We start from the raw sequence: 23,107 nt of genomic DNA on the forward strand, positions 1-23,107 counted from the left end.
TTTTTATATAATTTTGGTGATTCTAAAGTCAAAATTCATTTATAATTAAAATTCTGCTTTAACCATTCATCCCAGTTCGATTGTTGATTACCTATATAAAATTCCTGTATGGAATCCATAATTGGGCTCTCACAAGTTGAAACTGCATGTCCACCAATTCCAATAATGATATCAGGTTTAATTTTTTTGATTATGATGGCTAGATCAATTGTTTTCTTTAAATTTTCCCTTAAAGTACAAGTCATGATAAATCCAGCTGGGTTCACTTCATTAATTACTTGTTCAACATCATTTGAATCGATTGATGCGCCTAAATAAATAACTTGAAAACCGATTCTTCTTAAGTAGATCGTAAATATTAATAAACCTAGTTCGTGCTTTTCTTCAGGTCCACAAACCGCGATTAACTTTGGCAAATGTTTATTGTTAGGTAAATTTTGATAAATCATCCCTAATCTCGTTCTCAGAAAAGATGTTGCAAAATGTTCATGGGCACTTGTAATTTCACCATTACGACATTTATCACCTATTAATATGAAAACCTTAGAAATAATTTTAAATAATACTTTATCTACAGAAAAAAGACTAAATGCGTCATTCACATAATTGTGGGCTTCACTTTCTTCAAAAGATAATAATGAAGAAACAATTCGATTTACTAGAGCATCTGATTGTAAATTTTCAGTAAGAGAACTGTCATTAGACGATTTATGCCCTTTTGCTTCGTATAAATTAATTGCTTGTCCAATTGTAAATCCTTCATTAACTTTTTGAACGAGCCATTTTAAAATATAAACATGTTCTTCTGTATATAGTCGATGGCCAGCATCATTTCGTACAGGACTTATGATATTATATCTTCTTTCCCAAGCTCTTAATGTGCCTGGTAATATCCCAACAATGTTAGAAATTGCTTTAATATTGTACTTTCCTATTTGGGCCAATTTTCTTTCCTCCTGCATGTAAACAAGAAACACTTATTTCATAACTTCAAAATTTAAAACAGTTATTGTGTTTTGTTTTCGAATTCCTTTATTGTTATGTAGCTCCAAATATACCGTTTTCTGATTTCGATTTACATTTATTTGACTTCTTTCAAACAGATAAACTTGAATACTTTCAAAATTACTACTTTTACTATCCTTGACTTCAGTATAGCTTGTTAAAATACTAAGATCGTCTTCATATCGCTCTTCAAGTGCAAAGTTTAAATCATCTCTTTTTGTTTTCACATCATCTAAACCAACAATCGAAAACTTTGTCCCATTTTCAGTCTCAAATGAAGCACTTTTATTTTCTAAAATTGTAACTTTACAATCTAGTAATAATGCATTTAGATCTCTATAGTTGCCACTATAATCAAAATCATTCCACAAAAAATATACTGGAGCCAAAGATGATAAATAGTGGATGTTTTCATCATTATATTTCTTTGATTTCTTTTTTGAGTAACCGCTTAAAAGGATTAATGTATTATGATTGCAAATTTTTTCAATCTCACTCAATTTAAAAGGAATATCACCTATATTTGGAACCCATATAAGCTGAATTGACTGTAATGAATCATCTAAATGCTTTATTTTAATTTTTTTATTAATAATTTCTAGTTTACTTTTTCGATTTAGCAATAGAATAATTGCTACTATTAATACGAATCCGATCGATAATAATAATTTTATTTTAATTTCCCCCTTGTAACTTAACCCATCAACAAAGTAAATATCGGCTTATTTCCTGATTTTACTTCTTTTTAAAAAAATCAACTTTATCTATTTCTTTTTGTTATAGTTCAAAGTGCTTTTATTTATTATACAAAAACTAGTAGAAATTGAAAAATTTTAAACAACAAAAAACTTATATCCATTATTACAAAATGGGCATAAGTTTTTAATTTGAGTAAAAAATGGTTTAATTGTCTATTGTCGTCTATGCAAAAAACTATAATTAATCAATTTTTTGTTCCAAGAAAACTGCGAAACTAAAATAATATTATTTGTGTTTAACTGTAGAATTTTCTTATTCATTTGTAACAGATACTATTCTTAGACCAATCTCTTCAAATTTACGTAAAATTTTATCGATATTTTTATTATCATCTATTTTTAAGACAATTCTTCTTAATAACTGATCTTTTGAATCAAAAGTTACTAGCGAAATAATATTAATCTTGAAATTGTGAAGATAATCAAGTAATCTTGCTAATTGCCCTTCCTTCTCCATACTTGTCATTGAAATTCTTATTCCCCGACAATCCTTTCCAAGTACTTCTTGAAAAATCTCAATTACGTCATATCTTATAACTAGTCCAACAAAATTTCTCTCATCATCAACTACTGCAATTGATGGGTATTTTTTTAACGAGTTCATTGTATCTTCAAATGGCTCTTCTGATTTAACACAGATTGTTTGATGTGTTGCGATTTCACCTATTTTTAGATTCTTTGTATATTCTTCTTTTCGTAATTCACTAAAAAAGCATCTTCTAAAAATCTCTGCTTGTGAAATCATTCCAACATATTTATTTCCCGTTAATACAGGTACGCTATCTATTTGCTTTTCCAATAAGAGATTAATTGCAAACTCTACAGTTTTATTAGATTGGATCGTAATTACTTGATGGTTTTGAAGCATTCTATGCTTTGCTAACATACTATAACACTTCCCTTCCCTCTATTTATAACATAGATTGGAAGCATCAAATCAAAGCGAATTTGTCTAGATTTTGAATTTCAATTTCATTGCCTTTTATGTATCTCTTAACATTATTTATCCACATCGACATTTAATGGGATTTTTAAGATCTGGCCAGGCGTCACTTCAATCCCATTTAAATGATTTGCATCTTGAATAATTTCTTCGCCATCACGATTACCGTAATATTTCATTGAAATAGTAAATAATGTTTCTCCTTTTTTGACTTCGTGATTAATTTCTTCCACTCCAACAGTTTCACTTGAATCTGTTGGAGGTTTTACTACATTTTTTATTTCTTTTTTGATTGGAGCTTTTTTCTGTGTTTCATTCTTTTTTTGTTTTTTAACATGATCGGTAGTAGCTAATTCAACTTTTTCAAATTTATTTGAAGGTATGATTAAACTTCCTTTTTCAGTAAAAATTTTATCGTATTTACTATGTACAAACTTAACCACTCCAAATGGTAGCATGATAAAAAGTATGACTAAAGCAGTGATTAAAGGATATTTTATTTTCCACCAGGGTCTTTGTAGATCCTCTTTTATTTTCATTGTTTCACTTCTTGGTGGTAAATTTAACAGATCAACTGCTTTATTCTGATCATTTATTTTCTTATTTTTTGATTTCTTATTTTTTTTCTTTCGACTTAAGTCAGCAATACTATTATTCTGAAGCTCATTTTTCATTCTTTGTCTTCACTTTCCAAACTTAATTTCATATACATTCCTAAAACATAATCTAAGATAAAATGTGCGATAAATACAATTACTATATTATTTGTTTTCAAATACAAGTAACCTAAGAAAAAACTTTCAATTAATACAATCGTAAGTAAAATCGGTTTTTTCACATAGCGAAAATGAACTAAAGCGAAAACAACTGATGCAATAATTAGTCCAAATTTAGCTTGAATAAATCCTCTAAAAAGTAATTCTTCTGATAATGCGATCAAAATACAAAGTAATGTCATTTCAGGAACTGAAAGTGACGTAAAGAATCTTTTATTAAAACCGCCATCATCCAACAAACGCTCTGGAATCGTATAATTTAATAAAATATTAAATAAGACGAGTGAAAATCCAGCACCGAATCCATATAAATATGTTTTATAACTTTTAAATAAATGTAAATCATCTATAAATTTTTCTGTACCAACGAAAAAAGCAATACATAAAATTGCGATTACTAAAATGATTAACTGCGTACCGTATACGCTTTTCTTCAAATAGTTAGCAGAAATTTCTTGTCGGTTTAATTCGCTTTCCATATAGATTCCTCACAGCCCCAATTTATTTCTTAATTCTTGTTCCCATGAAATTACGTTTGTATTTATATATTTCTCATGATCATTTGAACAATACTCTTCAAACGATATACCACAAATGTTACAGCAATTTATTGGTTTCTGTACTAATATTTCATCAAAAAGTAAAAGATATTTTTCGCGATAACAAGTTGTTGAAGATAGAAAATCAATCATCGCTTTGAGTTTTAAATATTTTACTTTTTTTCTCTCGGAAATTAATTCTTTAATCGATTCTAATAAGCCATAATTTATTTTTTCTAAATACAAGTGTTCATTTTCAATTATATTAAATTTGACCATTTCAGAATGAAGCGTCGTCCATTGTATTTCACTAAATTGAAAAACTGATTTCCAATTAGACACAAGGGTTTCAGTCAATTTTATCGGATTTTCTTCTAATCTTTTTAAATAAGCTAGAAAAGACTCAACTTGATTTACAGAAAGGATTTCGTCATCAATTAACCTTAATGGTAACTCATGATCTTCTTCACACATGATTAGTATTGCTATACTGGGCTCACCATCTCGGCCGGCACGTCCAATTTCTTGAAGATAATTCTCAATGTTTGACGGATACTGATAATGAATCACGAACCTTACATTCGGTTTATTAATTCCCATACCAAAAGCACTTGTACAAACGATGATATCTATTTGATTTTGAATAAATTGTTGTTGAATTAAAATTCTTTGCTCATGCTCCATTCCACCATGATAATAAGCAACTTTGCAATTTAACTTTTCTCTTATGGTATGTGAAATTTTCTCACAAGTAGCTCTTGTACCACAATAGACAATGCCTGGACCTGTTAATTTTGAAAGATGGTCAGTTAATGACTTGAGCTTTTCTACTTCTGAATCTACTTTTTCAACTTGAATTGATATATTCTCTCTATTAACTGAATTGATATATTTTTGAACATGTTTTAACTGTAAAGTTTCAATTATTTCTTCCCGCACATTTTTGCTAGCTGTAGCGGTTAAAGCTAAAACCGTCGGATTATTTAATTTCTGCTTAATTTCTCCTAAAGTTTTATATTCTGGCCTAAAATCATGCCCCCACTGTGATATACAATGTGCTTCATCAACAACAAATAACGAGACCTTAGAAGCAAAAAGTTTTTGAATTAAAAATTGATTTTGTAACATTTCAGGCGAAACAAATATAAACTTATAGCTGCTAATATTTTTAAACAAATATTTTTTTTGCTCAAAACTTCTAAAGCTATTTAGTGCAATGACTCGTTTATCTCCAAATGCTTTAATTTGTTCTACCTGGTCCTCCATAAGTGAAAGTAATGGTGAAACGATTACTACAACGCCAGGCAATAGTAGCCCTGTTAATTGATATAATAATGACTTCCCCCCACCAGTAGGAAGCATCGCTAAAACATCTTTCGAGTTTAACAAGTCATTAATAATTTCTTTTTGGTTATTTCGAAAACTTGAATAACCGAACTTTTCGTATAGAACTTTATTTAGGTCCATGTAAATCACCCATTCTTGCAAGAGTAATACGAATTTGAAAATATGTTACCTCATTTAATAAAGCTTCTTTAATAATTTTTAATTTCCTTGTATTTAGCTCAATAATTTTATTTTTTATTAATGTAAATTGTTTTGTCGTAATAAATTGATTAATTGGAAATAATTTATCACCTAATACACACTCAACAATATGATCCTCTATTGTACTAATCTTTAAATTACGAATCGCAGCTATTTCTTGAATTGTTCTACCCTCAGCAAATAATTTCTTCGTTTCAATCGAAGTATTCGTAATATTAGTACTTTTATCTCCATTAACAAATTTACTTAAAAAAGGATAATTATTTTTAGGCTCAACTAAAATGGTGATCATATGATGCAAAGTATTAATCGATTTGAGATAAATTTTCTCAACACTCACTTTGTGTTCAGATGCAATCTGTTCTAAAGTCATGCCATAAGCATTTGCTCCAGACAATCGTTTCACAAATAGTAATGCGTCTTCATCACTTAGATTTTCTAAAATTGTATGTAATTCATTATAAAATTGATTAACTAATTCGTTTTTATTCCCTGTAAAATTAAGAATTTCATTTTTTACCCATTCTTGTATATCTTGGTCTTGAATTACTGCCCTAAAATATTTTAAATTCATATTCAGATTTGAAACTGTTTGAAAGAACAATGAAAATCTTTTCCAAAATATCTTTTGAATACTAGAAAACCTTAGACCATTTATATATTTAAACTCCATAAACTGTAATTTTTGATTTTCTAGATAAGCTTGACCATTTTTATTTAACAAATAGATATTTTTATTTTCCGTTTGACTTATATACCCTTTAACCTCTAACCCATTTATAATTTCTTGCATATTCTGATGAGTGAGGAAATGAAAAAGCCCAAAAAATGATGTGACATGATAAAAATGAGAATCTTGAATAATTTGAGCACTTTGTTTACCTTTTAATAAATACATTATACCTTGGATCGTTCGTTCAGCATTATATCGATGAAGTAAAAAAAGGAAGATTTCTTCCAATATTGATAGATTAGACATCATAAACCTCTCAAATAAAATTATTCCATTAATATATTTGAATATTTTTTCGAATAATAATTAGTAGTACAAAAATATTTGTGCATTTTTTCTAAATAGTTTTTATTTCTTCTAGCTTATCATATGTATCAATAACCAAACCATTTTAAGCATATAAAAATCATTATTTATTTTATTTGAGATTTCATCATTTCTCGTTTTTTTCAAAACCTTGTACAATTATATTGAAAAGTTTTGGAAACCGTTTTAAAATGTTTACAGGTACATTACAAAAATAGTATCTGTAACATAAACAGGGAATAATTTGGGAGGTCAATACAATGGCAAAATATACAATCGTTGATAAAGACACTTGTATCGCATGTGGCGCTTGTGGCGCAGCTGCACCTGATATCTATGACTATGATGATGAAGGGATCGCATACGTTACTCTAGATGATAACCAAGGAATCGTTGAAATTCCAGACGTTTTAGTTGATGACATGATGGATGCATTCGAAGGATGCCCAACAGACTCAATCAAAGTTGCTGACGAATCATTTGATGGCGACGCTTTAAAATTCGAATAGTAAAAACTGCGACGAAGTTATTTCGTCGCTTTTTTTATTTTTTTTAATAAAAAAACACGAGCTAGCCGAATTGCTAATTCTACTGTTCCGTCCTTCCTGTAATTTCTAAATCACTCATTGCCGGACCTATACAATTAATAATCAAAACCCCGTTCTTAATTATTTCCTTATTTTACATATTTAGAATAATCTAATAATTCGTTATAATAAACAAAACATCAAGAGAGGATGAACAGCATGGAACAGATGACAATTACTGAGAAAAAAACATTTTTAAACAAGTTCTTAGAGAAAAATCAGGTAAAAAAAGACATCGAATTGATTCTACAATATCTCCTTGCTGTTGATGAAGTACTAACAAACATCTCGTTTGTAGATGATGCAAAGAGTACACCAAATGGCATTGTAATTAATTTTCGAAATGATAACTACTCTAACTACTCGTACCTTCAGGTTTCGTATTACGAATTTAATAAGAAGGTCGAAATGTCACTAGAATCGATTTACCATAAACTTCGATTACACGGAAAGAAAACAGCGTTTTATCTTGAGTTGTTATTTGATGCGATGCCGATCGAGTACGCTTTGATTTTAGATTCAAATCCGTTTTCGACGACTTCTATTGAACCAAACGAAGAAGTGCAAGCAGAAATTGATGCGTTTCTTTCATCGCTTATCGCTCAAACTTCACACGCACTTCTTCTTCGTCAAATTGACAAAGCACTAGATGAGAAGAATGAACAACAATTTCTTTTGTTATCTTCTCAGCTGATAAACTAACAAATAAACCATCTATCATTCGATAGATGGTTCTCTTTTTTACGGTGCAGTTTTTTCACCTTTCAAAAAAACAAAAAAGTGTCTACCAAAATTTAGTAGACACTTTCATTTATTTATACGTTATGGACATTCATTCTTTGAGTTAACCAAACCTTTAATTTAGGGTAGATTACTAAGAATAGGATCATGATTAATAGACCTTTAATTGCATTAAATGGCATAATTGATGCAACAATTACTTCATTTGGCAGGTTAAAATTCATGAAATGTGCATATGCAGGTAATAACACAAAATAATTTAAAAGACTTAATATTCCAGTCATCACTACTGTACCAACGATTAATCCAAGAGTTAAACCTTTTACTGAACGATATTTTCTAAAGAAATACGACGCAGGTAAAATATATAATACTCCTGCACTGAAATTAGCAAATTCTCCAATTGGTACGCCAGTCATGCTACCATTAATAACATAATGAAGGATGTTTTTTATTAACTCTATTCCTACTCCTGCTACAGGACCAAAAACAATTGCTCCTATTAACGCAGGAACGTCACTAAAATCAACTGTAAGCCATACTGGAAATGCAGGTAGTGGAAAGTACAGCATCATCAGTACATAAGAAATACTGCTAAGCATAGCTACTACTACCATTTTATTTACTTTGTTGCGTTGTTGCATAATACCTCTCTCCTTTTTCCCGATCATATCAAGAAAAATGAAAGGTTCGCTTAAGTAGCGTTATTATTTGCACATATTATCATAAGTCCGAATTAATAAATGAAAAATAGTATAAAATTATGCAAATAAAATAAAATCCCCTATTTTTTGAAATAGGGGAGAATTTTCAGCACGCCAAATAAGCGTTCAAAAAGTTAAATTTTTTGAACTTGCGAACCTCCATCTTCTCCCATCCAGACTATACTGTCGGCTCTAGAATCGCACTAGATCCTGCCCAAAAAATCAGGCTCGCGGGCTTATAAGCAATGCTTAATTACCGCCGGTGGGGAATTTCGCCCCGCCCCGAAGATAGATCGTTTATTAAATTATATTAAATTACAGTTTAATGTTACTAAATTAAATACAGTTTGTAAATAAAAATCTCCCACTAATCATTTAGAGCATTATTTAGGTTTTCTTGACAAAAACTTACTAACGAATCATCCTTTTGATCGTTCGCATATAACAACAGCACCACTGTTGTAAAAACGGCTTTAAATTGTGCTAATTTCTTTGACGCTTCCGATACATTACCATAAATCTCAAAAAATGCATCTCTCATATCGTTCGGAATTAGACTATAAATTATAGACAAATCTAATTCACGATTGCCGATATGAGCATCACCCCAATCAATAATTCCTTCAAGTTGGTTTTGTTCATTCACAATCATATTCTTAAAATGTAAATCACCATGAACAAGAACTAATGGTGTCTCACTTTTAATTTCAACTAAGCTTTCAATATAATGATTAATTTTCTGTTCATCTTCAATGAGTTTCTTCTGTATTGCCTGTTGTATATATTTTTTAGCCTGAGGTTTACGGAAGTTTATATCTAATCTTTTTAACTCATCAAATGGTAATTTAATCCCCTTTAATTCATCGAATTTTATTGAATGCAAATTTTTCAAGAAATTAGCGATTGGTTCAATCATTAAAATTCTCTCAGTTCTATTTAAATAAATTGGAGGCTTTCCCGCAATAAAATTATATCCTAAAAATGGCCAAGGAAATAATTCAGATGGCTTTCCATCAAGTATTGGTACCGTTGTCTTTAATTCAAAATGACTGTAAATAATTGGGAGTAAATTTCTTTCAACGTTTAAAATGGCTACAGCTATTTCTCTTCGCGGAAATCTTAGTAAAATGTCATCATTTAAACAAAAGACAGTATTGTCAAATCCTTCACCAATTTTTTTAATTACGTTTATATTTATTTCGGGGAATTGTATATTCATTATTTCTTTTACTAATCCCTCTTCCATTACAATCGCTGGATCCCATATATTAGACATTTCTTTCTCCTTAAAATCAAAAAATAGAACTTCACATATAAATGTACTTTACCAAATTTAGAAGTAAATTACATTTAATATGGAAGTTCTTAAAACAGTCGGTCTTTTCGACACAAATTATTAAACTAATAGTCCAAATATACGGCTAAGGATTTGAAACAATTTTTAATTCATGAAAATTTTTATCTAATATTATATCCTTTAATTTCTCTCGATTCCCTCCGATAAATAAAAGACCAATCGTTAAAACAAAAACAACAATCAACAAACATCTCCTAAGAAAATCAAGCATTATTTTCCTCCTACCTAAAGAATTGTGGAAAGTGTTTAATCAGCCAAAAAACTCGTAGACTGACAACTGGTAATTCATTAAAAAAAATAGACGAGACGCATAAATCATTGCAAATCCTTGACTCTTTTTTATGTATATTACTTAAGAAGTATTGAGCAAATGGATCGTGTAAACGCCAAGAAGTAGTTTTACTAAAACATACGCTCAATCATTCTATGATAGAAAAAAATTATTTATACAAAAAAAATAGCGATTGATTAGAAAAATTTAACTATTCAACCGCTACTTTTCTTATTTATTTTTTATCAGTTCGAAATACGATTGATCCTCGTTCGTATTCAACATCCTTAATATTTAAACGTGTGTTGATTACCCTTGCAAGTGCAAAGAAATAATCAGATAATCGATTCAAATATAAAAATACTGGAAGATGAATGTTTTCTTGCTTCATTAATGTTACAACCGTTCTTTCTGCACGTCTCGTTACCGCTCTTGCTTGATGAATGATTGCAGCAGGTTTTGACCCACCAGGTAGAATAAAACGCTGTAATGGGGGAGTTGCTTCCATATATTCATCGATTAATGTTTCAAGCTCTTCAACCATTTTCTCTGTCGTTTTAAAAGGGATGCTATCCTTTACTACTGCCAAATCTCCACCACAGTCAAATAGTTCATGTTGGATCTTTTGAAGTGCATTGTAAATATCTCTCGTATCCTCTTGATCTAAATATGTCATTGCGTACCCAACGATTGTATTTACTTCGTCAATTGTTCCGTAAGATTCTACCCTTAAATCATCTTTATCTACTCGTTTACCTACTAAGCTAGTTTGACCTTTATCCCCGGTTTTTGTATAAATTTTCATGAAAAACCTCTCCTTTTTTCAATTTTAATTTACAATACATTACTTTTATAAATAATGACTTTCTTATTTGTTTCGGGATTATCTAAAATTTGAAAAGATGTGTCATATAAACCTTTTAATAAATTTTCATTTAATACTGAGTCTGTTTTTCCTTCGATATAAATTTTTCCGTCCTTTAATCCTACTAATCGATCACAGTAAAGACTTGCTAAATTTAGGTCATGAAAAACAGTTACAATTGTTTTATTCTCTTGTTTTTGTAATTCCTTTAAAACGTCTAAAATTTTAATTGTGTGCATTAAATCTAAATGGTTACTTGGTTCGTCTAAAAAAATATATGGTGTTTCTTGAGCGAAGCATTGAGCAAGAAAGACTCTTTGACGCTCACCACCACTAATTTCATTGATGAAACTTTTTTCCATCTTCTTAGTACCAGTCATCATCATTGCATTATTGACCGCAGTTTCATCGATTGTGGACCAGCTAGGAAAAAAGGAAGACGAATGAGCAAGTCGTCCAAGTTTAACTGTTTCTTTTACCTCATAAGAATATGTATAGGAATTTTGTTGTGATAAAACAGCAATCTTTTTTGCTATTTGTTTATTTGACATACTAGAAACTAATTCTCCATCCAACATTACATTTCCTTTAGACGGCTTAAAAAGTCCACAAAGAATATTTAAAAACGTTGACTTGCCACTTCCATTTGGACCAATAATTCCTAGCCATTCTCCTTGATTAATAGAATAAGACAGTTCATCCAAATCAGTATGAATTCCATCATAAGAATATGAGATATCTTGACATTTGATCATACTTTTCCCCTATTTCTTTTCAAAGATAGTAATATAAAAGCAAATATTGGAGCACCAATTAGTGAAGTAATTACCCCTATTGGTAACTCTCTTGGGGCTAAAACAACTCTCGATAATATGTCAGACCCGATTAAAAAAATTGCTCCATTGATCATCGATAAAGGAAGTAATTTTTTATGTAATGGCCCTACAAGTATTCTAGTATAATGCGGAACAACTAATCCTACAAATCCAATTGTTCCAGAAACGGCTACTGCTGCACCAGATAAAATACTTCCTGTTAACAAAATTAAATAAGTAGATTTTTTTACATCAATTCCGATATGTTTTGCATTTGTGCTCCCAAATGTCATCGCATCTAACTGCCTATTTTGACTAAATAATATTAAGAAAGAAATGATTAAAAACGGTAATAAACTTAGAGAGTACTGAATGCCTCTCCCACCAATATTACCCATTAACCATCCAATTACTGCACGTAATTCATTATTTGAAAAAGTTATAAATAATGACAACAATGCAGAACAAAATGAACTTATGATAATTCCACCTAAAATAATTGTCTCTACATTAAGTGATCGATCCAGTTTTCTAACAAAGAGTAATAATAAAATAAGTGTACCAAATCCAAATAAGATACTAACTACTGGTAATGTAAAATAAGTAACAAAAGGTAAGCTTATTTGAAAAAACAATACAAACACTGCACCTACAGAGGCGCCTGAAGAAACACCTAATGTAAAAGGATCAGCTAAAGGATTTTTAAGTATTCCTTGAAACGCAACACCTGCCAATGAAAGGCACGCACCGACTAATCCAGCTAACATAACCCTTGGCACTCGTATATTCATGACAATTGTTTGAATATCAGCTGGAACATAATCAGTTTTAAATATAGCATCTGAAAAGCTAGAAATAATAGAAGAAAAGGGAATCGATGTAGACCCAATCGAAACCCCTAAAATAAATAGAAAAATTAATAAGATAATTGGAATTAAAAAGATTAAATATGTATTATTTATAAAGCTCTGGGTAAACCGCCTTTGCAATTGCTTCGACTCCCTCTGCAAGTCTTGGACCAGGTCTAGATGTCGTATCTGAATTAACATCATATACACGGTGATTTTTAATTGCGTTTACTGTTTGCCAGTTTTTCCTAGCCATTACAGTTTTTTCTAAATTTGGAACATAATATCCATAAGTTGTTAAAATCACATCAGGATTCGCTTTAATTGCTGATTCCTCACTATACTTTACCCAACCTTTTTCACTTTCAGCTACGTTTTTAGCATGAACAATCGAAAGCATTTCATCTAAGAAAGTACCTTTACCTGCTGTATAGATTTCTGGCGGACCAGAAATTTCAAGCCATACCTTTGGATTTGTAGTTGCTTTAGCTGTTTTTTTGCTAATTTCATCTAATTTTGTTTTCATACCAGTTACAACTTTTTTCGATTGCTCGGTTTTTCCAGTTATTTCTCCAACTTGTTGAATTGTATCATACACATCATTAATAGTTGCAGCATTTTTTACGACAAAAACATTAATCCCAGCTTGTTTTATCTGTTCTAAACCGTCAGCAGAAATTCCTAAACTTGATTCATGAGCTAAAACTAAATCAGGTTTCAATGAAATAATTTTTTCAACATTATATGTCATATCGGCATTATTTCCGCCAACTTTATCAATTGATTTTACTTCTTTTGGATAATTGTCAAAATCTGTTACCCCTACTACATCCTTGCCATCACCAATAGAAAATAAGATTTCAGTATTACTTGGAATAAGTGATACGATTCTTTTAGGTGCCTCTTTAAAGCTAATTTCTTTGTTCGTTGCATCTTTAACAGTCATTGGAAAAGTTGCTTGTTCTGTTTTACTTACATTCGATTTTTTTTGTGTCGTATCATTATTACAACCAAATAATCCTAAACACAATAACATAATGATAAAACTTGATAAAAACTTTTTCATTTAAATCCTCCTAAATAATTGAAATACATAAAAAAAACCCCATTCATTTTGAACGGGGCTGAAACAACATAAAAATACAAGAAGTCTTGCAACTGCTGCTTCAAATCCTTACTCCCCGAAGAATTGAACAAGGATGAATTTAGCAGGTCTACTGACTTTGTTTCAACCTACTCCGACCTTCCCATTCTTTCGAACAGTGGCTATTCGTTTCGTCCACATTACAGTTGCGGGGACAGTTCTGGATTATACCAGATTCCCTTTTAAGCAATACTTGCACTAAACTCATCAATATTTCATTAATTCAATCGTAAGATAAATTGGGTAAGAATTCAATTATTTTATTTATATGTTTATGATTTTACTAACATTTTATCTGTTTTTTGTGTGTTTTGTAGAAATTTCTTCTCTAAACATATGGGAAATATGTTTTATATGAAACAAGATTACTCTACATCTTTTTCGTTCATTCGTAAATTATGCGGTATTTTAACTTTAAATGTCGTTCCCTGTCCTACTTCACTATAAACCTGGATGGATCCACCATGTGCTGTAACAATATTTTTAACGATTGATAAACCTAAACCTGTTCCACTTCTACCTCTTGTACGAGCTTTATCTGCCTTATAAAAACGTTCAAATACAAATGGTAAGTCTTCTTTTGAAATCCCTGCACCTGAATCAATAAAATTAAATGTAGTTGATCTTTCATTTTGATTTACTGAAACAATTATTCTTCCATTTTCATTCGTATGTCTTATTGCATTATCAATTAAATTTGTAAAAACCTGTTCCATTCGATCCTCATCTATGTAGATATTCAAATGCGAAACATTGTCGATTTCACCAAATAGCTTAATATTTTTATCCTTTGCTAGACCTTTAAACTTACGTAAAATTCGATCCACAAATTGTACTAGAGGAACGAACTCTCTATTTAATTCGGTAAAACCGTTCTCCATTCTTGCTAAATCTAACAGATCATTTACTAAACGCCCCATTCTAAGAGACTCATCATAAATGATTTGTGACAATTCCTGCATTTCTTCTTTGGATTCTGCTACCCCATCAACAATCGCTTCGCTATAACCTTGTAATAAAGAAATAGGCGTACGTAGTTCATGAGAAACATGCGCTATAAAATCTTTTCGCATCTTTTCTAAACGTCTTTGTTCTGTAACATCTCGAATCACCGCTACAACGCCTCTTATATTTGTTTGATTATAAAGGGGCGACATTAAAACTTGCCAATTGCCTTGATCAAAATGTAATTCGATAAATTGCTTTTTCTCACTTTCGACTACTAATACAAATAAATCTAATAACTCATTTGTTAAAACAAGAGAAGAGGGATCTTCTAACTGATCATCATTAAGCATTTTCAAAAAGCGTTCAGCTGGTGGATTTGATGTCACGATTTGACCTTCTTTATCAATCGAAATTACCCCATCTACCATACTTGTAATAATATTAGAAACCTTCTCTTTCTCTTGTTTTAATGCATTCATATTAAAATTTAATTGTTTACTCATCTTGTTAAATGAATACGCAAGCTCTCCAATTTCATCACTTGAATGGATCGGTACTTTCACATTAAAATTTCCTGAAGTCATACTACTTACAACTTCTTTCATTTTTCTAAGAGGAGCTGTAATTTTAGAAGAAAGAAAGAATGAGAAAAATGTTGTTAATACGATTCCGATTGATGCCGCAAGCAAGACAAAATTAGTCGTTTGATGAATCATCACTTTTACAGGTTGTAATGTTTGGTATATAAATACAGCTCCATTGTTTGAGTTTGTATGTAATGGAACACCCACTACTAATTTTTCTCTCTCACTATTTTCACCATAAACAAGTCTTTTACTGACCTCTTTATTATCAGTTAACGTTTTATTTAAGATTTCATCATTTTTTATTTCTTTAAAAGGTAGATCCTGTATTCCATAAGTATTATTTGAATACCATGGCTCCCTACCGTCAATAGAAATAATTACTCTTGAATATCGACTAACAATATTATTTGATAAATACTCAATATTTGAGAGTGGTTGACCATTATCTATTAATTGTGCAATTTTCGTTGCATCATCTTTCATATTTTGTACTTGAAGGTCAATGTAAAATTTTTCAAAAAATCCTATTAAGACAAAGGTCAAAAATGATAATACAAGAGAGACTAGTAAGATAATTGTCAGCCAAAGCTTTCCAACTAAACTTCTTACGATCATTACTCCTGACCTACTTCAAATTTATAACCTACACCCCAAACGGTTACAATCATTTTCGCAGCATCCTCAGAGCTTTTACTTAGTTTTTCACGCAGTCGTTTTACATGTGTGTCTACGGTACGTAAATCTCCGAAAAAATCATATTGCCAAACTGATTTTAATAATGTTTCACGATCAAATACTTTGTCAGGTGCCTTAGCTAAAAACAACAGTAATTCGTATTCTTTTGGTGTTAAACTGATCTCTTCCCCTTCAACAATTACCTTATGAGCATCATTATCAATCGTTAGATGCGGAAACACAACGATATCCTTCGCTGAAGAATTATCTGAAGTAAATACTGGTACAGGTGAAGAACGTCTTAATAGAGCTTTAACACGTAGTACTACTTCACGCGGACTAAATGGCTTAACGATATAATCATCCGTACCTACTTCAAAACCTTGAACTCGGTTTGTTTCTTCACCTTTTGCCGTTAACATGATCACAGGCGTTGTTTTTGTTTTTCGTAATTCCCTACAAACTTCAATTCCATCAATTTTAGGCATCATCAAATCTAGTACGATTAATGAATATTCATTCTTCAATGCTAAATTTAAAGCATCCTCACCATTTTCAGCTTCGTCAATACTATATCCATCACGTTCCAAATACATTTTTAATAATCGTCTAATACGATCTTCATCATCTGCTATTAATATTTTTATATTTTGATCCATAATTTCGACCCCCTCTTCATAATTTTACATAATAAAAATTGGATATTCTAGTATAATTTGTGAACATTTTTACATAATTCTTAGAATTTATTATTTCCATAAAATAGTGAAAAAAAACTAGGCAGCAAGAGTGCGATTTCTAGGAAACCAAATTTAAGTAAATGTGGACCGAAATAAAAATTAGAAAAAAAAAGCCTTGTAAAGGAAGGTTTATTCCTTTACAAGGCTGATTATTAATTACGCATATGAGTGTAAACCAGCAATGATTAAGTTTACTGCAATTAAGTTAAACATAATAATTGCAAATCCCAGTACGGCTAACCAAGCAGATTTTTCACCTTGCCAATTTCGTTTGAAACGAAGATGTAAAAACACTGCATAGAATAACCATGTTATTAATGCCCAATCTTCCTTTGGATCCCAGCTCCAGAACTTTGTCCAAGCAATTTGAGCCCAAATCATAGCAAAGATTAATCCACCAAGTGTAAATACTGGAAAACCAATTGCTACAGCACGGTATCCGATTTCGTCTAATAATTCACTATCGACTTTTTGTACAAATGGTTGTAAAAATGCACCAATTCGTTTTCTGATAATTAAACGAATGATTGCATATAATGCTGCGCCAGCAAAAACTGACCAAATTACAGTGTTCAATTTTTTAGCATTAACCATCGCTGGCACTTCTGCAAGGGCTTCAAATTTATCTTTTGTTGTCAATTCACCTTTATGTGGACCAACAATTGATGGAAGATTATAGACCATTTCTTCTTGTAATTTATCTTTATTAATCCAATTATATTTTGCTTCGTATCCAGATGCATTAAATGCTGTAGAAATAATAACGAAACCAACAACAGTTACTAAGAAATATAAAACTGCTTCTAGCCAAAATGTTTTCTTTGTTGATACTTTTTGATCGATATTTTTAATTAAATAAATTAGTCCTGTAATAAAGCTAATCGCTAAAATAGCTTCCCCTAAAGCTGCTGTTGTTACATGGATATGTAACCAATAGCTTTTTAAAGATGGAACTAATGGTTTGATTTCATGTGGAAATACTGATGCATAAGCAATGATGATTATTGATAAAGGTAATGCGAATAATCCGATTATATTTAAGCGATACATAAAATAAATCATGATAAACGCAAAAATTAACATCATTCCAAAGAATGTAATAAATTCAAATAAATTACTTACAGGTGCATGTCCAGCAGCAATCCATCTTAAAATAAAATAAGTAATTTGCGATAAGAATCCAATTAATGTAATCGAAATACCAATAGTACCCCATCTATTAGGACCATTATCATTTGTTTTCATCGAGCCGCCAAAAAAGAAAGTAGCTACTATATAACAAATAAACGCGATAAATAAAAAATTACTACTTAGCTCGTACATATTTTCCCCCTAGTTAAACACTATTCTTTAGCTTGTTGATCTATCGGCAATTCAATTTTTGTGTCTACAAACACTTTCTTTAATTCCATCTTTAAACCATAATAGTTTTTATTTGTAAATGCCGCAACCCAAACTTCCCCATCTTGATTCTGTATCCAAACGCGTCGGTGATACCAATACATACCTTGAATTACACCGATCATAAAGATTGCTCCTCCAAGTGCTAGTAACCAAAGAGTTAAATCTTTACGTACTGTTAAACCTGTTGAATCTTTTGTTTCAATCCCTGCAAATGACATTTTATATTTGTTTTCACCATTTGGTTCAATATTTTGTTTAATTGCAACAAATGCTACTTCGCCTTTTGGTGTTTTTGGTGTAGTCATTTTAAATACAAACGCTGGATTGTTTGGTTTTCTTGTTTTTGTATCAGGCTGACCATCAGAGTTAAAATAGAAATCTGGAAAATAATTTTTAAGTTCTACTTTATATCCATTTTTTAAGTCATATACTTCTTTAGGATTTTGTAAATCTACTGTGATTGGCCCTAATTTTTCACCTGTTTGTTTATTTTGTAATGTAAATAAGAATGCACTAAATTCACCAATTCGATAATCTACTTGATATAGAGCGAAGTTTTGGAACTTTAAAGGTTCATTAACTTTAATACTATAATCTTTTACTTTTTTAAGTTTTGGATCTTCTCCTGGAATTAAATTTCCTTCGCGTTTATACAACGTCACATCGGCTTGATAGTTTTTAGGTATTTTATCATTTCCAAAGCGCTCAATCGCTTTTTTATAAACTTTACCCTCTTTATCTTTATCATATGTTTCCATATGGAAATCATTTAATTTAATATAATAGTTTTGGTTTGTACCAACGACAGGTTTTAATTCGCCTTCTTGAACCCAAAGAGCTTTATCCATATACATTCCAGGTACATATCTCATCATTACCCCAATAAGGAAGATAATTAACCCTATATGGTTTACATATGGACCCCAACGAGAGAAACGACCTTTTTCTGCTAAGATATTGCCGTTTTCTTCACGAATCTTATAACCTCTTTTACGCAAATTAACTTTAGCTTTTTCTATTTCGTCTGGAATATGATCAACTCTACTAATTCCGAACATTTTTTGTCTTTTTAAAAAGTTTGGATGTCTAGTAACAGTTTGTTTGTTTAGAGCTTTATAGAGTGGTAAAATTCGATCTAAACTACAAATTACTAGTGAGATCCCAATCGATGCAACAAGTAACATGAACCACCAAGAGTTAAACGTATTATCCAAACCAATTGCATCGTATATTTTACCAAAGATTCCATATTCATCTTGATAATACGTTGCAGGATTCGCAGTAGGTGGTAATAAATCTCTTTGCGGAAAAATAGTACCTAATGCTGCTGCTACTAGCGTAATTAGAATGATTACAACTGCTACCTTTACAGATGAAAAAAACGTCCATATTTTATCTATATAAGTTTGATTATTAACGATTGATCTTCTAGCAGTCCCTTCATATCGCATATCAAGTATTTCTGTTGCTTTTTCATCTTGAGGTTTACCGCATGACTCACATATTTCAGTACCTACATGATTAAGATGACCACATTCACATTTAAAAGTCTCCATTTTATTTCCCCTTACTAATGTACACTCATCATTTTGGTAATATTTCTTTAATATAACTTTCAAAAGAATCTGGTGTCATTTGACCAGTTACGATTCTCTTTATTGTTCCATCCGGACTTACAAAAAACGTAGTTGGTAAAGGGTTAACACCATACGTATTTAAAACCTCTTGATCTTTATCTATTCCGACTGGAAATTTAAGTTTATAATCGCTTACAAATCTTTGTACTGAAAATTTCGATTCATCTGCATTCATTGCAAGTAACTCAATTCCTTTTCCTTTATATTTCGAATAGATTTCATTCATAAATGGCATTTCTCGCTTACATGGTTCACACCAAGTACCCCAAAAGTTAACAATCACGCCTTTTCCTTTTTCACCTGAAAGAGTATACTTTTTACCAGTATTTAGCTCCGTCATAGCAAAGTTTGGCGCTTTACTTCCTTTAGTAATAACTTCATCTTTCTTAAAGAAATTTATGTAAAAAGTATAACCAATTGCACAAACCAAAACTAATAGGATAATTGTTCGAATTAACGTTCTATTTTTCTTCATATATGCAGTTCCTCCCATATGATAGAATATCATTATTTCCTATTCTTGAATAGAAATTTGATACGTTTCAAAAAAGACTAAATTTTCAATCTTTTATCCCGAAATATTAAATGTTTAAAGCAAAGAAAAAACTCGGTATTTACCGAGTCGTAGTGAAAAAATAAGATATCAGACTGAATTAAAACATATTTTCTAAAAATGTTAACCGGATTATAAATAAGTACTGAATTTAGGTTAAGTAACTAAGTAAAAAAGCAGTGATCATCAGTCTGATTTATCATTAGCGTGGCTTTGCTGTAGCCATTGCTCTTAGTTTTTTCACTTCATGAGGTGATAGTTCTCTTGCATCACCAGGAGTTAATCCACTCAAATCTAAAAACGCATATCGTTCACGTTTTAACTTCACAACTGGAGTACCAATCGCCTCAAGCATCCTCTTGACTTGACGGTTTCTACCTTCATGAATGATCAGTCTTACAATTGCAGTATTTTTGCTTTTATCAAGTGAAATCATTTTAACTTGAGCTGGAGCCGTTTTTCCATCCTCAAGCACAATTCCTCTTTCTAATTTACGTAACTGCTCTTTAGTTGGAATCCCTTTTACTTTTGCGATATATTCTTTATCTATTTCATATTTTGGATGTTGAAGTATATTTGAAAATTCGCCATCATTAGTTAATAGAATGATACCCGATGTATCAAAATCCAATCTACCAATTGGATAAATGCGTTGTTTAATCATTGGGAAAAAGTCTGTTACAACCTTTCTACCTTTATCATCTGAAACACTTGAAATTACACCTGATGGTTTATATAAAAGGAAGTATACTGGTTCTTCTTTATCAATCGGAATCTCTTCCACTTCAACACGATCGTTACCACTTACTTTAACACCTAACTCAGTAACAACCTGACCATTTACTTTCACTTTTCCTTCTTTAATTAACTCTTCTGCTTTACGACGAGAAGCAATTCCCGCTCTAGCAATAACTTTCTGTAATCTTTCCATTCGATCATTTCACCTCTTCAACCATCATACAGATTTATACAATTGAAAACAAGTAGCAGCTACAAGGTTTTTTATGAATAAAGTGAGTTAAACACCCAATCTAAACCTTAATTCCATTTTTAAGTCGTGCACGATCGTCATTCTTCCTCTTAATCCATTGTCCCTTTATCCTTCTCTCAATATCATATTTTTAAAAATCTATCATATAATTTACTAGATTTGCAGAAATGAGGTAATAGATATGAATTTAACTTTAAAACACTCCTCAGCATTTGACCGTTCTAAAATTATTACGCCAGGTAGTGTACTTATTACTAAAAAGAATGAAACAATCTATATGCTTGTTTATGAGGAAAATGAAGACGATTTCCCATATGTACTTGTCTCATTAACCGATGCAAGACTAGTCCAAAATTATGATATTATGCCAACCCTTGGAGATATTGAAGATTGGATTGGTGAAGTGACCATGGTAACTCAGAAAAACAAAATATCTATTACAATTCAAGCTAATTACTAGTTTGCTGTTTAATCTATTAGGAACCCGTCAATAATATAATAAGTAAAATGAAAAAGGAGCTTACTATATGAATTATTCTTTTAATCCAGCAGTAAAATATAATTCAGTTGGTTCGTTTAAATTAGGCGATGTATTTTTCACTTCCGATAAACCTTCAAAAGCATACAAATTAATCTATGACTCTACAGAAACTAATTACCCATATATTTTATTATGCTTAGATGATGCCATTTCAATTCAAAGCTTTGATGATATTCCAACAATTGAAGATATTGAAGAAAATATTGGAGAAATTAAATTCACCGTTCCAAAAGAGAAATTACTTCTTGTGATCAATTAAGCTATTTTTTATTTTTGTTGCTTTAAAACGCCATCAAAATTAGGATGACGTTTTTTTCATTCTGTTGAAAACGATTTTGCCAATTAAGGTGGCTGCATGAGCCTTATTTCCAAAACGGGATGTCCACTTTCCTTATGGCCGAGATTTATTTGTTCATTTCTCAATCCATTTTACGTTTAGTCCTCGAGATTCTTTTGGGTTTCGCTCAAATTTATGAATGATTCGTGGTCTTATTTGCAGTTTACTTAATTTTAATTGTAGTTTTGCCTTATTTATTTGCACCTCCCCATTTTCTTTTTTCCAACAGTCTAATATAAAAAAACGTCATCTATTAAGATGACGTTTTTTTATATTAAGCAAATACGCTTTCTAACGTTTCGTCAGTTTGCTCGCTCCAATATTTTAACCATTTTTTTGCGCCTTCAAGGTCATGAAGTTTTGCTTGGCCGCATTGAAGCTCATTTGCAGCAGGTACTTCTTCAACTTGCTGTCCAAGTTCAGCTGTTTTACGTAATAATGTGATTACTTCTGAAATTGAAGGTGTACCAGCGATTATTAAATAAAATCCAGTTTGGCAACCCATTGGTGATAAATCAATAATTTTAAAAGGGTCACCAGCAGGTACTGCTTCACGTACGTTCAAAGCTAGTAAATGTTCTAAAGTGTGAATTGTATCTGGTTTCATTGCTTGCTTATTTGGTTGGCAAAAACGAATATCATATTTTGTAACAACTCCGTCTGTACCAACTGCATGAGTCCCACAATGTCTAACGTAAGGAGCAACAACTTTTGTGTGATCTAATTCAAAACTTTCAACTGATGGCATATTTAA

The 23,107-nt window shown here is 31.0% G+C and carries 25 protein-coding genes and 2 riboswitches; of the genes, 4 read left to right on the top strand and 21 right to left on the bottom strand.

Annotation, left to right across the window (positions count from 1 at the left end; all coding sequences use genetic code 11):
• Positions 1 to 35: 35 nt before the first annotated feature.
• The 7 genes from AN960_RS03240 to AN960_RS03270 form a co-directional block, all read right to left on the bottom strand.
• The gene (locus AN960_RS03240) at positions 36 to 944 is read right to left on the bottom strand and encodes a MerR family transcriptional regulator (protein ID WP_156339601.1); all 909 of its coding nucleotides are present in this window, start codon (positions 942 to 944) and stop codon (positions 36 to 38) included.
• Positions 945 to 977: 33 nt separating this feature from the next.
• Positions 978 to 1,628, bottom strand: coding sequence for a hypothetical protein (locus tag AN960_RS03245; RefSeq protein ID WP_056466744.1), 651 nt, complete (start codon positions 1,626 to 1,628; stop codon positions 978 to 980).
• Positions 1,629 to 2,016: 388 nt separating this feature from the next.
• Complete coding sequence (locus AN960_RS03250) at positions 2,017 to 2,649, bottom strand: CBS domain-containing protein (protein ID WP_056466747.1); 633 nt, start codon at positions 2,647 to 2,649, stop codon at positions 2,017 to 2,019.
• 113 nt (positions 2,650 to 2,762) lie between these two features.
• Positions 2,763 to 3,380 carry a LysM peptidoglycan-binding domain-containing protein gene (locus tag AN960_RS03255; RefSeq protein ID WP_056466751.1) on the bottom strand — a complete coding sequence of 206 codons (618 nt, stop codon included), beginning with the start codon at positions 3,378 to 3,380 and terminating at the stop codon, positions 2,763 to 2,765.
• Entirely contained in the window at positions 3,377 to 3,961 is a 585-nt protein-coding gene (locus AN960_RS03260) for a CPBP family intramembrane glutamic endopeptidase (RefSeq protein WP_056466755.1), read from the bottom strand. The genes AN960_RS03255 and AN960_RS03260 overlap by 4 nt, the downstream gene beginning before the upstream one ends.
• Positions 3,962 to 3,970: 9 nt before the next feature.
• Complete coding sequence (locus AN960_RS03265) at positions 3,971 to 5,488, bottom strand: RecQ family ATP-dependent DNA helicase (protein WP_056466758.1); 1,518 nt, start codon at positions 5,486 to 5,488, stop codon at positions 3,971 to 3,973.
• Positions 5,475 to 6,548 (bottom strand): YpbB family protein, encoded by a 1,074-nt coding sequence (locus AN960_RS03270; RefSeq protein WP_056466761.1) that lies wholly within the window; start codon positions 6,546 to 6,548, stop codon positions 5,475 to 5,477. Before AN960_RS03270 ends, AN960_RS03265 begins: the two co-directional genes overlap by 14 nt.
• A 320-nt stretch (positions 6,549 to 6,868) precedes the next feature.
• On the opposite strand from AN960_RS03270, the gene AN960_RS03275 reads away from it, so the two are divergent.
• Positions 6,869 to 7,117 (top strand): ferredoxin, encoded by a 249-nt coding sequence (locus AN960_RS03275; RefSeq protein ID WP_056466764.1) that lies wholly within the window; start codon positions 6,869 to 6,871, stop codon positions 7,115 to 7,117.
• A 237-nt stretch (positions 7,118 to 7,354) separates the two neighbouring features.
• Positions 7,355 to 7,897: a YpiB family protein gene (locus AN960_RS03280; protein WP_056466767.1), complete on the top strand. Its 543-nt coding sequence runs from the start codon at positions 7,355 to 7,357 to the stop codon at positions 7,895 to 7,897.
• 113 nt (positions 7,898 to 8,010) lie between these two features.
• Here AN960_RS03280 and AN960_RS03285 read toward each other — a convergent pair whose 3' ends face one another.
• The 13 genes from AN960_RS03285 to rluB form a co-directional block, all read right to left on the bottom strand.
• Complete coding sequence (locus tag AN960_RS03285) at positions 8,011 to 8,580, bottom strand: ECF transporter S component (RefSeq protein WP_056466771.1); 570 nt, start codon at positions 8,578 to 8,580, stop codon at positions 8,011 to 8,013.
• Between the two features lie 217 nt (positions 8,581 to 8,797).
• Positions 8,798 to 8,934: riboswitch (FMN riboswitch) on the bottom strand.
• A 73-nt stretch (positions 8,935 to 9,007) separates the two neighbouring features.
• Entirely contained in the window at positions 9,008 to 9,916 is a 909-nt protein-coding gene (locus tag AN960_RS03290) for a phosphotransferase (protein WP_056466776.1), read from the bottom strand.
• 145 nt (positions 9,917 to 10,061) lie between these two features.
• Positions 10,062 to 10,208, bottom strand: coding sequence for a hypothetical protein (locus AN960_RS24320; protein ID WP_156339602.1), 147 nt, complete (start codon positions 10,206 to 10,208; stop codon positions 10,062 to 10,064).
• A 295-nt stretch (positions 10,209 to 10,503) separates the two neighbouring features.
• Entirely contained in the window at positions 10,504 to 11,073 is a 570-nt protein-coding gene (locus AN960_RS03295) for a cob(I)yrinic acid a,c-diamide adenosyltransferase (RefSeq protein ID WP_056466779.1), read from the bottom strand.
• Positions 11,074 to 11,102: 29 nt separating this feature from the next.
• Positions 11,103 to 11,888 (bottom strand): ABC transporter ATP-binding protein, encoded by a 786-nt coding sequence (locus AN960_RS03300; protein ID WP_056466783.1) that lies wholly within the window; start codon positions 11,886 to 11,888, stop codon positions 11,103 to 11,105.
• Positions 11,885 to 12,937: a FecCD family ABC transporter permease gene (locus AN960_RS03305; RefSeq protein WP_056466786.1), complete on the bottom strand. Its 1,053-nt coding sequence runs from the start codon at positions 12,935 to 12,937 to the stop codon at positions 11,885 to 11,887. Before AN960_RS03305 ends, AN960_RS03300 begins: the two co-directional genes overlap by 4 nt.
• Positions 12,903 to 13,862 carry an ABC transporter substrate-binding protein gene (locus tag AN960_RS03310; RefSeq protein WP_056466790.1) on the bottom strand — a complete coding sequence of 320 codons (960 nt, stop codon included), beginning with the start codon at positions 13,860 to 13,862 and terminating at the stop codon, positions 12,903 to 12,905. The genes AN960_RS03305 and AN960_RS03310 overlap by 35 nt, the downstream gene beginning before the upstream one ends.
• 124 nt (positions 13,863 to 13,986) lie before the next feature.
• Positions 13,987 to 14,158: riboswitch (cobalamin riboswitch) on the bottom strand.
• A 147-nt stretch (positions 14,159 to 14,305) separates the two neighbouring features.
• On the bottom strand, positions 14,306 to 16,090 hold the full coding sequence (locus AN960_RS03315; protein ID WP_056466793.1) for an ATP-binding protein: 1,785 nt from the start codon (positions 16,088 to 16,090) through the stop codon (positions 14,306 to 14,308).
• A complete protein-coding gene (locus AN960_RS03320) occupies positions 16,090 to 16,809 on the bottom strand; it encodes a response regulator transcription factor (RefSeq protein ID WP_025672290.1) in 720 nt (239 codons plus the stop codon). The genes AN960_RS03315 and AN960_RS03320 overlap by 1 nt, the downstream gene beginning before the upstream one ends.
• 237 nt (positions 16,810 to 17,046) lie before the next feature.
• A complete protein-coding gene (gene ccsB, locus AN960_RS03325) occupies positions 17,047 to 18,213 on the bottom strand; it encodes a c-type cytochrome biogenesis protein CcsB (RefSeq protein ID WP_056466796.1) in 1,167 nt (388 codons plus the stop codon).
• Between the two features lie 20 nt (positions 18,214 to 18,233).
• Positions 18,234 to 19,850 carry a cytochrome c biogenesis protein ResB gene (gene resB, locus AN960_RS03330; RefSeq protein WP_056466799.1) on the bottom strand — a complete coding sequence of 539 codons (1,617 nt, stop codon included), beginning with the start codon at positions 19,848 to 19,850 and terminating at the stop codon, positions 18,234 to 18,236.
• A 28-nt stretch (positions 19,851 to 19,878) separates the two neighbouring features.
• A complete protein-coding gene (resA, locus tag AN960_RS03335) occupies positions 19,879 to 20,406 on the bottom strand; it encodes a thiol-disulfide oxidoreductase ResA (RefSeq protein WP_056466802.1) in 528 nt (175 codons plus the stop codon).
• 280 nt (positions 20,407 to 20,686) lie between these two features.
• Complete coding sequence (gene rluB, locus AN960_RS03340; RefSeq protein ID WP_056466805.1) at positions 20,687 to 21,415, bottom strand: 23S rRNA pseudouridine(2605) synthase RluB; 729 nt, start codon at positions 21,413 to 21,415, stop codon at positions 20,687 to 20,689.
• A gap of 241 nt (positions 21,416 to 21,656) precedes the next feature.
• Here rluB and AN960_RS03345 point away from each other — a divergent pair, with 241 nt between their 5' ends.
• Together AN960_RS03345 and AN960_RS03350 are read left to right on the top strand one after the other, a co-directional pair.
• Positions 21,657 to 21,935, top strand: coding sequence for a hypothetical protein (locus AN960_RS03345; protein ID WP_056466809.1), 279 nt, complete (start codon positions 21,657 to 21,659; stop codon positions 21,933 to 21,935).
• A 67-nt stretch (positions 21,936 to 22,002) separates the two neighbouring features.
• Positions 22,003 to 22,275, top strand: a complete 273-nt coding sequence (locus AN960_RS03350; RefSeq protein WP_056466812.1) for a hypothetical protein — start codon at positions 22,003 to 22,005, stop codon at positions 22,273 to 22,275.
• A gap of 352 nt (positions 22,276 to 22,627) precedes the next feature.
• On the opposite strand, the gene AN960_RS03355 is transcribed toward AN960_RS03350, so the two are convergent.
• The gene (locus AN960_RS03355; protein ID WP_056466815.1) at positions 22,628 to 23,101 is read right to left on the bottom strand and encodes an S-ribosylhomocysteine lyase; all 474 of its coding nucleotides are present in this window, start codon (positions 23,099 to 23,101) and stop codon (positions 22,628 to 22,630) included.
• Positions 23,102 to 23,107: the final 6 nt, after the last annotated feature.

The organism is Bacillus sp. FJAT-25509 (assembly GCF_001420605.1).
Taxonomy (GTDB): domain Bacteria; phylum Bacillota; class Bacilli; order Bacillales; family Bacillaceae_G; genus Gottfriedia.